The sequence below is a fragment of the Phyllobacterium myrsinacearum genome (genome assembly GCF_002980555.1).
Taxonomy (GTDB): Bacteria; Pseudomonadota; Alphaproteobacteria; order Rhizobiales; family Rhizobiaceae; genus Phyllobacterium; species Phyllobacterium myrsinacearum.
In genome coordinates this window covers 64549-75967 of record NZ_PVBT01000009.1, presented here as the reverse complement: position 1 = coordinate 75967, position 11419 = coordinate 64549, and the positions used below count along the sequence as shown (strand labels likewise).

Below are 11419 nucleotides of genomic sequence, written 5' to 3'. Positions count from 1 at the left end.
AGTATATCGATAGGGAGAAAAACTGATGAATTTGCGTCTAGATGCCAAAATCATAGAGTTTGTATACGATAAATTTGATACCAATGCGATCAATTTCATAACCGACGATTCTGCGTTTTCGGTCGCGACGGGAACTTATCTGGAAGATGATGAAGACCTCAATGAGACTGAGTTCATGTATAATAGCGAGAGACAATATGGCGGGTGCTCAAAGATCGAGTTTTTTTCCAGAAGAATTGTTTTAACATTCCAAGAAAAGCTTTTGGATAACTACGAAATTGTTGAAATTGTTTGCCAAACTTCCATATCGAAGGAGATAATAAACTTCTTCAATAATTATCTATTTGTTGGGGATATTGTTCAATACAGCGCCGAGATACCAGAAGAAAACCGCATTCAGCAATCCGTATCTCGCGAACTTCTGTAGAATATTTAGCATCTGCTAGATTTGAACGTCGAAATCTCTGGTTCTACAAAAGAGGCGGGAACGGTCTTTCAAAAAAGGATTTTGCCGCAAATGTTTCGGTAGCTGTGGACTGTTAAGAGAGTGACGCGCAAATCCGGAGCTGCTTTCAGGTCGCGGTTTTTGCTGAACAGGAACTCAACCGTATCGCCGTTGCTGTCGATGGCCCGGTACAGGTAAGTCCATTGGCCACGAACCTTTACACAAGTTTCGTCAACGCGCCAGCTTGTTGATTGTGGCCTGCGCCAGTGCCAACGCAGCCGCTTTTCAATCTCCGGGGCGTATTTCTGCACCCATCGATAAATCGTGGAATGATCCACAGGCACACCCCGTTCACCCATCATCTGTTCAAGTTCACGGTAGCTAATGCCATAGCGGCAATACCACCGCACTGCCCAAAGAATGATCTTACCTTCAAAATGGCGCCACTTGAAATCGCTCATCAAAAGTCTCGCTGAAAATCTTCCGCACTCTTTCGCATCACCGAATTTTTTCCAACAGAGCCCGTTGAGGAGCGGATGGGGCCGGGCTAATCGCCCGGCCCCATTCCAAGATTACTTCGTCGTATAACCACCATTGACAAGGATGGTCTGGCCGGTCATCCACCAGCCGTCCGAGACGAGGAAGCGGATAAAGGGGACAATATCCTCGATATCGGTCAATCCGGTCTTGGAGAACGGCGACAGCGCCGCAGCGGTTTTATGATATTCCTGCGCATCCTTGCCCTCGGCGGGATAGAAGAAGGGCGTGTCCATCGGGCCGGGACCAATGGCGGTTACCGAGATGCCGCGCTCGCCGAATTCCTTGGAGGCTGCTCGCGTGAAATGCTCGACCGGCGCCTTGGTGCCAGCATAAGCCGCATAGAACGGCGTGTAGGCACCGAGCAGCGACGTCACTAAAGTACAGATCTTGCCGTTGTCGCTCACATGCTTGCCGGCTTCCTTGAGAAAGAAGAAGGCCGATTTCGAGTTGACGGCGGTCGCCTCGTCGTATTCAGCCTCGGTGATCTCGACAAACGGTTTCTTCACCACCTTGCCAACCGTATTGATTGCGATATCGGGACGGCCCACCGCAGCAATTGTATCGGCAAACAGCTTCTCCATTGCCCCAGCCGTGGTCAGGTCGGCCTGGAAGGCAAACCCTTGCGCCCCGGCAGCCTTGATCGCCGCAACGGTCTCATCGGCGGCCAGCTTGGTTGCACCGGTATTGTAGTGCACCACCACAGCCTTGGCACCCTGGGCGGCCAGATCCCGGGCAAGCAGCCCTCCAAGATTCTTCGCTCCGCCCGCGATGAGAACTGTTTTACCCCTAATGCTATGATCCGTCATGGATTTAAGTCTCCTCATCTTCAGATACACACACCCAGCCATGCGGCCGCTTTCCAAGCCCCAGGTTATCGTTTAAAAAATCCCTATAAAGCCATCGTTTCTAACATCACCTGTCAGAAATAACGGACAATCGTAAGGTGGATCATTGGACCGCATCGATCTTTTTCGTGTCTTCACCCGCGTCATTGAGTGCGCCAGTTTCACACGCGCTGCCAACACGATGGCTCTGCCGCGTTCGTCGGTTTCGGCAGCCATTATTGAACTTGAGAGCCGGGTAGGTGCACGGCTCCTTCATCGCACGACGCGTAAGGTAACGCCGACGCAGGATGGAATTGCCTTCTACGAGCGTTGCCTGCGCTTGATTGCTGATGTGGAAGAGACCGAGGGGCTGTTCCGGCACACATCGGTTGGGCCGGCCGGGTATCTCAGGGTTGATGTCCCGGGCCGGATAGGGCGTCTAATCATCGCCCCGGCGCTGCCGGAGTTCCTGGCCCTTTACCCTGAGCTTGATCTTGAGTTGCGGGTCACGGACCGGGCAGTGAACCTTGTCGAGGAAAGCGTCGACTGCGTTCTGCGTGTCGGTCCGTTGAGCGATTCCGGTCTGGTTGCCCGCAAGATCGGCGACTTGCCGCTGATCAACGTTGCGAGCCCTGGCTATCTCGCCAATCATGGCACACCGGATCGACCTGCTGATCTCGCCGGCCACCATGCCGTGAACTACGCCTCGCCGGCAAACGGACGCGTTGAAGATTGGGAGTGGGTTGAGAAGGGCGAAATCCGAACCATGCCGATCAAGGGGAGGGTCACCGCCAACAGCGCCGAAGCTTACATCGCTTGTTGTCTTGCGGGCCTTGGCCTCATTCAGATCCCGGCCTATGATGTAAAACATCATCTCGACGCAGGTGAACTTATTGAGGTGATGCCCGGTCATCGCGCTGCGCCGATGGCGATGACCCTACTCTATCCGCACCGCCAACATCTTTCACGGCGTCTACAGGTCTTCGCGGACTGGCTCGATGAAGTCCTGAAACGGCGAATTTTATAACTTTGGTCGTGGGACTGCAATTTGACTTTACCAACGCCCGCGTCGTCTTCGAGGCAATCTTTCAGCGTATTGAATAAACGCGCAGTCGGCGAGCTTAACCGCGTGAAAGCCGGGCAAGAAATACTGAGCATACTTTGCCAAGCCCGGTCACATTCATCGGGTCAAACCACCAGTCCTCCCCCTTGCGCACAATATCTGTAAACTCGCAATCACGATAACTCCGAGTTTGATTGTAACCTATCTCTTTTCCGATTTCCAAGCGGCTAACGGTTCATCGCCAATGACGAATGTGCATCAAACGTTTGAGAGAGCCCACCCGCGCAGCATTTCTTGGCTTGCAGGGCCATAGAGCCAAGCTAAGCATCATACCAGTCCGCAGGCGTTTTCGCATGCATGAATACTTTTTGCAGCTGTACATGAACACCTGCCGGATGATATATATTGTCCAATCTCACGTGATTGAAATTCTACACGTGCTGTCCGAAGCGCGCGTTTGCTCTTATACGCAAGAAATCCGCGTTCGAGGTCTCTGTTGGTCGCCTTTATTTCTATCATGAAGCTGACAGCACTCTCCATTGCCCTACGGCCGCTTGGGCGAAATACCGCAGCATTGAGCGGTGCTGCGTCCTCATGAATCGTCACTCATCCATCTACCTGTCGGCTGGACATGGAGACGTTCCTGTTTTGCACCGCATTAATCTGATGGTCGAAAACAATGAGACGTTGCGATATTGGGAGCGAACGGAGCAAACCGGGGCCGTATAAAGTTGGGGGCAGCTGGTGACTAAACGACGGCTGTTGATTTGCACTGAGAGCTGATCCTGGATTGCGGGAAAATATCACTGTGAATTGCCCCTTGTTTCAATCGTCCCCTGTGGTTTCAGCGGGGGCACTGGAGTGATCGACATGGCGTTCCTGAGCGTAATCCGACGCTGGCATTTTCGGGATGATCTATCGATCCGGGAGATATGCCGTCGGACGGGCCTATCGCGGAACCCGGCCACTCGTCATCGCTCAGTGTCTCATAGGGGCGAGTGAAATTGGGGTGACGGAGCGCATCGGCTCATTCGACTCTTCCGGCCGGTGAAGGGGCAGAAGTGAGCCGTTATGCGACCTGTGCGGCAAGCTTTACGGCATCCGCGCCGGCGAGGATGCGAAACGGCGAAGAGGCATCGGTTACTGCCTGCCAGACCGCTTTTGCCACGTCGTCCGCAGTGGTGATTTCGGCCGGCTGCGGCGGTGTTGCGGAGAACACCTGTTTCGCCCAGCTGGCATAGGCTTCGGGTATGCCGTTCTGCGAGCGATCGCGGGCGGTCGCGCTAAAGGAAGTTTTCGGCGCCCGACCGGGAATGACGAGCCGCACGCGTACCCCGAACAGCTCCACCTCCAAGGCGAGGTTTTCGCTGAATGTCTCCACCGCCGCCTTGCTGGCCGTGTAGGCTGATAGCAGCGGCAATGGTTTGAGAGTCACGGCGGACGACACATTGACAATCACGCCCGATCCCTGCTTGCGGAAGCCGGGCAGTGCGGCTTGCGTCATCGCCATGGTGCCGAAGGTGTTCAGCTCGAAAAGCTGGCGCATTGCTTCCATCGACACGCCTTCCAGCGCGCCCATGAGACCGGCTCCGGCATTGTTGACGAGGGCGTCGATTGGTCCAGCCTCGTTCAAGGCGCGGCTGATACTGGCAGCCTCGGTCACATCGAGCGCAACGATGCGCAGACGTTCGGATGCAGGAAGTACGTCCTTACGAGGCTTGCGCATCGTGGCAATGACGGTCCAGTCGCGATCGAGGAAATAGCGGGCAGTCTCAAGCCCGAAGCCGGACGAGCTGCCGGTGATAAGGATTGTGTTCATGTGAAACTCCTGTTTGTGGTGATGATATAGCGTGACCGCGGAAGGGCTGGACGCGCGTTACGAGGGAGCCGGAAAAGGCGCGCCGGCGGCCTACTTCGTCTCGACGCTACCTTCCGGCGTAGCATCGGCTGCCAGCGCCGAGACCGTATCCGAAAATGCGCGATCGCCGGGATAGCGCGCTGCGGAGGAAGGTGGTTGAAAGGGGCTGGATCGCGGCGACCCGCTGGGGCCGTTCGTCTGTCGTCTCGAGCGCCTCGTAACCAGGGATGCCGCCAAGAGCATGCTCTCCGCCAAAGGCCGTAAACAATGCCTTGGGTGAGGGGCTCAAATCGTAGGCATCACGCCACCATTCAGCGCCACGTGTCGAAAGCCTGCCCACACCACGATCGCCGACGATGATCAGGGTCGGTGCCGTCATGGTCGAGAAATCTGGATACATGAATGGGTAGGTACGAGCTGCATATTCGGTCAGGTCATTGCCTCGGCCTGGCGTCGCCAGCAGCACGCCCGTCTTCACGCGATTGTCCTTCCCATTGACTACCGATCCGCCGTCGGGATCGGGATGGGTGGCGCCTAGCAGGGTACTGGCGGTCTGCGCGCCCCGCGAATGGCCAGCAACCGTGATGCGCGAGTGATCGAGCCGCCCCCGGATCATCAATACTTCGTTCTCGATGCGATCGAGCCCGTCGAGAACGGCGGCGAGGTCTTCCTCACGGAAGCGCCAGAATTGGGCGCGACGAGGATCGTCCGGGGTAAGGTCGAGCATCCGCGAATCCAGGTGTGTTGGCTGGATCACGGCGAAGCCATGTGCTGCCCAATAATCAGCGAGGGGGCCATAGGCGTGAAATGACTGGCCATTGCCGTGCGAGAAGACGACGAAGGGCAGCGCGGCGCCTGCGATCGGTAAGGAAACCCGAAGGTGCAGATCAATGCCTCGTCCCGGGGACGGCAAGATAATGGGAGAGATGGAGACAATAGCGGGTAAGCTGGCGGCGTGCGCGCGGGTTTCAGCGAACGAGCTGGACATAGGACTGCGAACCTCCGAACTGGCAAACGGATCAATGATCCGTTATACTGTTAATACGGATCATTGATCCGTTTAGCAAGAAGGATCGCGAAAAATGTTGTCGACCAAATTTCGGAATGCAGTCGAGGCCGCGTCACCGGTTCCTGGCGATGCCCAAGCGCCCACACCACGAATGCGTGCCGATGCGCGCAGGAACGAGGAAGCAGTTTTGGAAGCCGCCAAGATCGTGTTCGCCCGTTCGGGGGTGGACGCGCCCATCCGGGAGATCGCGACGCAAGCGGGCGTTGGGCTGGGTACGCTCTACCGCCGTTTCCCGACGCGTGCCGACTTGGTGGCCGCGGTATTCCGCCGCGAGGTTGATGCGTGCGCCGATGCGGCAGCGCCGCTTGCCGCTGAGCGCGGGCCAGCCGATGCGTTGGCAGCTTGGCTGAAGCGCTACACGCGTTTCTTGGCCACCAAGCAGGGGTTGGCCGCCGCGCTCCATTCCGGTGATCCGGCATTCGCCGCCTTGCCTGACTATTTCCGCAGCCGATTTGAACCGGCTCTGTCGACGCTGCTCAACGCCGCAGCCGGTGCGGGAGAAGTCCGAGCTGACGTTGCGCCCTACGATCTGCTGCGCGCGATCGGAAATCTCGCCGTGGCTTCGGGGGAGGATGGGCCGGCGCACACCGAACGAATGCTCATGCTGCTGCTGGATGGCCTGCGGTATGGTGCGGCGAAGGCAAAATAGCCGCAATTACCGCGAAAATGCTCGATAGGACCGATACCAGAAATGGAAGCTTTCGGTGCTCCCCTTTCCAAACGAAGCCTTACTGGTTTCCACCCAATTGCTGCCTTTGTAAGGGCCGCCGAATCGCCGGCCGGCATTTTTACACGCAGTCGGCGACCAATCGCAGCGACTAATCCGTCAAGATGCGGCCCTCGCCAAAATTCTCCTATATTTGCACGCCACGCTACGACTACGACGGAAACTTGTTGAACCGGCCTGATTCCGGGCTCTTTTAATCATCCCTGATCCCGGGACCATCTGTTGCGTCCCAACGAGAAACGGGGACGAGGTAGCATCCACCCACCACAGACGGGAAGTGATCCAACGCGGCGTGCGCATGCTGCGCACCGCGTTCGGAGCGGCAATCGCCAGGTTTCTGGAAAACCCGGCTGTGGTCGAGATGGTGAGACGATGACGGCCGCCGACGGCGAACGCATCGTCCGCCTGGTCGGGCACCAAGTCGGTGCGGACTTGCCCGTTCCCCTTGGTGTGACACAGCTTCGCATGAATGGGCGCTACCGCACCATAAATATAAATGTCAGTGTCGTTTGAAGCACTGTCGGAGGCGGTTTGGCCTGCCAATCACACTAGTCTCATCGGCAACAAAAGACGTTTTCATGACCTTTTATAATGGATTTGCTCGCTTCTTCGCCCAACCACTCGGTAGCCGTTCGGATCGATCACCAGCCCCACCAGCTTGGGTTGACGCCTGCCAAAAGATGCGGCGACCAACCGCCAATCGTCCGCCACCTGCTGTGGCCTCTATAACCAGTTTGAGCGAAGGAACGTGACATGAGCTGGAATCCCACACAGACCCCCGAATGCCCAGAAACTGGCAGCCTCGACGCAATCGAGACTCTCATCATCCCGCGCACCCGCGATCTTGGCGGGTTCGAAGTGCGCCGTGCATTACCCGCCCCGAAACGACAGATGGTTGGCCCCTTCATCTTCTTCGATCAGGTGGGACCGGCGGAATTCCTGACTGGCGCTGGCATCGACGTACGTCCGCATCCGCATATCGGGCTGGCGACCGTGACCTATCTTTATGAGGGCGCTTTTCACCATCGCGACAGCACCGGCGCCGACCAGATTGTCTACCCCGGTGAGGTGAACTGGATGATCGCCGGTAATGGCGTCACCCATTCCGAACGCACCCGCGAGGAGATGCGCCGCCGTCCCCGCACCGCTTTCGGAATCCAGACCTGGGTTGCGCTGCCGGATCACGCGGAAGACACTGCGGCCAGTTTCGAGCATCACGGCTGCGAGGCGCTGCCGTTCATCGAGGATCAAGGCAAGCAGGTCCGGCTGATCATCGGCTCGGCCTGGGGGGCACGGGCCCCGGCCAAGACCTTCACTGAGACCTTCTATGCCGATGTCATTCTATCGGCCGAAGCAAAGCTGCCCTTGCCGGACGATCATGAGGATCGCGGAGTCTATGTCGTCGAGGGCAGCATCCTGATCGCCGGAACTCCGTTTGCCGCGGGTCAGATGATGGTGTTCCGTCCCGGCGACCGGATCAGCCTGACCGCGGGCGAGGCAGGCGCACGCCTTATGGTGCTCGGCGGCGAGACAATGAATGGACCGCGCTATATTTCGTGGAACTTCGTCGCCTCTTCGCAGGAGAAAATTGACGGTGCGAAAGAGGCCTGGCGCAAGGGCGACTGGGAGCATGGTCGCTTCCGTCTACCGCCCGGCGACGAGGCTGAGTTCATTCCGCTGCCCGAACAGCTGAAGTAATCGAATGTCGAACCAGATTGGTTAACATACCCATCGACAGCTATTAAGAGAGAACGAGAAATGACGAAACCCCAGGCCATCTTTCCCGTAAACAGGCATGCTCTTTACGAAGAACATCACTACTCGGCAGCGATCCAATCCGGCGATCTTCTTTTTGTTTCGGGGCAAGTTGGCAGCCGTGGCGATGGAACACCCGAACCCGATTTCGAACGTCAGGTTCAACTGGCGTTCGACAACCTCAAGGCTACACTCGATGCAGCAGGCTGCACGTTCGATGATCTCGTGGACGTCACCACGTTCCACACAGACCCGGAGAACCAGTTCGCAACGATCATGGCAGTGAGGCACAGGTTTTTCACCAAGCCGCCTTATCCCAACTGGACTGCCGTTGGAGTGAACTGGTTGGCCGGGTTCGATTTCGAGATCAAGGTCATCGCGCGCATACCGGAGAGCAGATAGATCCTGGGGTCTTCCTTCATCCGCCCACTGTAAGGACGGCCTTTCCCGCGAACTCTCTTTTCAGGAGTTCGCGGGCTGTTGCATCGATGGTAGCCCATGGGGCGGTTTTTCCGATAACCGGACGCAGACTTCCATCGGAGAGCCGCCGCGCAAGGTCGGCAAGAATGGCCGACCCGTCGGCCGCGCCATCCGGCCGGGTCAATTCCTCGAGGAGAAAGAAACCGTAGAGAACCGTACCGCCGTATGCTCCGCCGGACTGAAGGCGGAAGCGACGGGCGTCAAAGGTCGTGAGCGTATCCTCCGAAGCATCACCGAAAAGAACACAGACGCCGCGCGATGCCAGCCACATCAGCGCATCGCCCAGAAGCGAGCCTCCGACGCCCTCAAGAATAAGGTCGTAGGGCCCACCCTTCTCGCCGGCCTCGACGCCGACCGCGATATCGTTCGCGCCAAGGCTGCGCAGGAACTCCGCATTCGACCCATCCCGCGCGAAGGCCGTCACATGGGCGCCTGCAGCCGCTGCGAGCTGGATTGCATAAATACCGACACCACCCGTGGCCGCCGTGACGAGAACACGGCTTCCTGGACCGATCGCCTTCTTCTGCAGCGCTACGGCCGCGGTCAAACCTGCGACAGGGAGGGTCGAGGCCACTTCAAAGCTTACGTCGCCCGGAATTTTGGCAAGCCGGCTCGTCGGCACGGCGACACGTTCTGCCCAGCCACCGCTCCATACCAGGCCCACCACGCGATCACCCGGTCGGAAGCCGGATTCTTCTGGGGCCGTCTGTACCACGCCGGACAAATCCCATCCGGGTCGATTACCATCGGTACCCTCATGGAGCGCACCGCGAACTTCACCGTTGTTCAGCGAGAACGCGCGAACCGCGACGATTGCCTCGTCCGGCGCGGCATCAGGTTCTGTATGGTCGGCAAGGACAAGGTGAGTTTCTGCACCCGTCTTCGAAACTGTAACAGCTTTCAATGTGACACTCCTCGATTCAGTATTCGATCAGATTTGGATCTGCTTGCGTATCGCGTTGCGGGTGGAAACACGCGCAACGGTGGTCGGATATCGACCGAAAGCAGGATTATTTCGCAGCCTCTTCGATCAGATATGTTACAACCTTCGGATGCGAGACCATCACGACATGCGATGCCCCCTCGACCACGACCGTCCGCTTGGAGCCTGCACGCTCCGCCATGAAGCCGAGTGCCTTGGCCGGGATGTTTTTGTCGCTGTCGCCATAGACGAAGTAGGACGGCAGCGTTTTCCAGGCCGGTTCACCGGACTTGTCCGTCAGGGCCGCTTCAGTAATTGGCCGTTGGCCGACAGCCATTAGTGCCGAGACCTCTGACGGAACGTCGTGCGCGAACTGGGCGCGGAACTTAGTCTGGTCGATGTAGAGATCGACGCCGCCGTCAGTGAGCTTGACAGGGGCTGCAAGCGCATCCCCAAGCGTCCCGCCGGGGAACTTGCCTGCGAGCTCGGCAGCGGCCTCGCCGGCGTCCGGTGCAAACGCCGCGACATAGACCAGCGACTTGACGTTGTCGTGCCCCTTGGCAGCGTTCGTGATGACCTGACCGCCATAGGAATGACCAACCAGGACCACCGGACCCTTGATGTTGCCGACGACGTCGGAAACGAGGCGGGCGTCATTCGCGACGCTGCGCAGCGGATTGGCGACTGCGACCGCTTTGTACCCCTCCTTCTGGAGGTGAGTGATGACTCCATTCCAGCTTGATGAGTCAGCAAATGCACCATGAACGAGGATGATAGTGGGCTTGACCGGTTGAGCGATAGCGGCACCGGACAGAATGGCGGTCGCGATAGCAACCGTTGCAGCAAGCTTGAGCATGATCAGTTCCTACTATATCTGTTTTTGTGTATTCCCGGATGGAGAATCCGAGGCGCGGACGAAACTTGCTGCCGAAGGCAAAGCGTTCGGTCTAATAATCACCGTCGTGGACGCTCCAGGTCTTGCTATTGGTCCGCTGGAGGTATTCCGGCATTCGTTTAGTCGATATCTGCGGACAGATAAGACTGATCGATGTCGACGAGCACGAAGACTTCAGAGCGACACACAGACCAGAGCTGTTACAGGCAGTCATCGTTCAATCCTTTACTTGCGGGTGGCATGATTTCTATTGTTGCGGCACGAGCTTAGGTAGCCCTTTTTCATGAAGAGCTGTGTCGCTGAAAGCGGAACGCTGCACTATGCATTCGTAAATAAGTAGGGGTGATCTGGCGGCATGCGGTGGTCGATACCGTAGCAGATCATGCCGTGCCGCTCTGCGTCTACCCGCGCACTTCCCCGACAGCAATCGCCGCCGCCAAAAACAAGCGCGCCGCCATACAGATCGATAAGAACACAATCCCCAAGTCGAATATTCTCCGGGGTCGCTACGTGAACGGTGGTTGTGCCGAGATGTAGTGTTTCGAGATTTCCTTTCGTTTTCTTCACAGCGTCCAGCAGAGTTTCGGCATAATACCTGTCGGCAGCGATCTGCATCTGCCGGCATCCCTCACGATCTTGCGGTGACGGTGTTGGAAATAGCGCGTTGAGCGGCGTTCCCTCGCGCACGGCGGCATGCAACATCGCCTGCGCTTCGGCGCCCATTGAGGCGGGGACGGGGATTATGCGTTCGTCTACGCGGACTCTTTGTGAACAATTGGGTTTTGACCGTCTTTCATTGGAATTTTCTCCCAATCCATCCATCCGTCTCGCTGATGTCTTC

11 protein-coding genes and 2 pseudogenes are annotated in these 11419 nt (G+C 57.5%); 6 read left to right on the top strand and 7 right to left on the bottom strand.

Translation table 11 applies throughout. The features are described 5' to 3' along the window. Positions 1-25: 25 nt before the first annotated feature. Positions 26-427, top strand: coding sequence for a hypothetical protein (locus C5750_RS23865; protein WP_105737506.1), 402 nt, complete (start codon positions 26-28; stop codon positions 425-427). A 137-nt stretch (positions 428-564) separates the two neighbouring features. On the opposite strand, the pseudogene C5750_RS23860 reads toward C5750_RS23865, so the two are convergent. Together C5750_RS23860 and C5750_RS23855 are read right to left on the bottom strand one after the other, a co-directional pair. After that, positions 565-906 (bottom strand): annotated as a pseudogene (locus tag C5750_RS23860) (IS6 family transposase); the annotation flags it as partial. 111 nt (positions 907-1017) lie between these two features. Next, positions 1018-1791 (bottom strand): SDR family oxidoreductase, encoded by a 774-nt coding sequence (locus C5750_RS23855; protein ID WP_105737504.1) that lies wholly within the window; start codon positions 1789-1791, stop codon positions 1018-1020. 145 nt (positions 1792-1936) lie between these two features. Here C5750_RS23855 and C5750_RS23850 point away from each other — a divergent pair, with 145 nt between their 5' ends. Further along, positions 1937-2836 (top strand): LysR family transcriptional regulator, encoded by a 900-nt coding sequence (locus tag C5750_RS23850; RefSeq protein WP_105737502.1) that lies wholly within the window; start codon positions 1937-1939, stop codon positions 2834-2836. A gap of 1105 nt (positions 2837-3941) precedes the next feature. On the opposite strand, the gene C5750_RS23840 is transcribed toward C5750_RS23850, so the two are convergent. Both C5750_RS23840 and C5750_RS23835 read right to left on the bottom strand, forming a co-directional pair. Beyond that, positions 3942-4691, bottom strand: a complete 750-nt coding sequence (locus C5750_RS23840; protein ID WP_105737498.1) for an SDR family oxidoreductase — start codon at positions 4689-4691, stop codon at positions 3942-3944. Positions 4692-4797: 106 nt separating this feature from the next. Next, complete coding sequence (locus C5750_RS23835) at positions 4798-5718, bottom strand: alpha/beta hydrolase family protein (protein ID WP_199538082.1); 921 nt, start codon at positions 5716-5718, stop codon at positions 4798-4800. 172 nt (positions 5719-5890) lie between these two features. Here C5750_RS23835 and C5750_RS23830 point away from each other — a divergent pair, with 172 nt between their 5' ends. The 4 genes and pseudogenes from C5750_RS23830 to C5750_RS23815 all read left to right on the top strand — a co-directional run bounded on the left by C5750_RS23830 (position 5891) and on the right by C5750_RS23815 (position 8683). Continuing rightward, entirely contained in the window at positions 5891-6448 is a 558-nt protein-coding gene (locus tag C5750_RS23830) for a TetR/AcrR family transcriptional regulator (RefSeq protein ID WP_245421241.1), read from the top strand. Positions 6449-6824: 376 nt separating this feature from the next. Beyond that, a pseudogene (locus C5750_RS26860) lies at positions 6825-6961 on the top strand (P-type conjugative transfer ATPase TrbB); the annotation flags it as partial. Positions 6962-7279: 318 nt separating this feature from the next. Continuing rightward, positions 7280-8224, top strand: coding sequence for a pirin family protein (locus C5750_RS23820; protein ID WP_105737494.1), 945 nt, complete (start codon positions 7280-7282; stop codon positions 8222-8224). 60 nt (positions 8225-8284) lie between these two features. Further along, entirely contained in the window at positions 8285-8683 is a 399-nt protein-coding gene (locus C5750_RS23815) for a RidA family protein (RefSeq protein WP_162800208.1), read from the top strand. Positions 8684-8699: 16 nt separating this feature from the next. On the opposite strand, the gene C5750_RS23810 is transcribed toward C5750_RS23815, so the two are convergent. From C5750_RS23810 to C5750_RS23800, 3 genes are all read right to left on the bottom strand, one after another. Then, positions 8700-9665 carry a zinc-binding dehydrogenase gene (locus tag C5750_RS23810; protein WP_105737490.1) on the bottom strand — a complete coding sequence of 322 codons (966 nt, stop codon included), beginning with the start codon at positions 9663-9665 and terminating at the stop codon, positions 8700-8702. Positions 9666-9771: 106 nt separating this feature from the next. Next, positions 9772-10539: an alpha/beta fold hydrolase gene (locus C5750_RS23805; RefSeq protein WP_105737488.1), complete on the bottom strand. Its 768-nt coding sequence runs from the start codon at positions 10537-10539 to the stop codon at positions 9772-9774. 357 nt (positions 10540-10896) lie between these two features. After that, positions 10897-11193: an alpha/beta hydrolase family protein gene (locus tag C5750_RS23800; RefSeq protein WP_130502133.1), complete on the bottom strand. Its 297-nt coding sequence runs from the start codon at positions 11191-11193 to the stop codon at positions 10897-10899. Between the last annotated feature and the right edge of the window lie 226 nt (positions 11194-11419).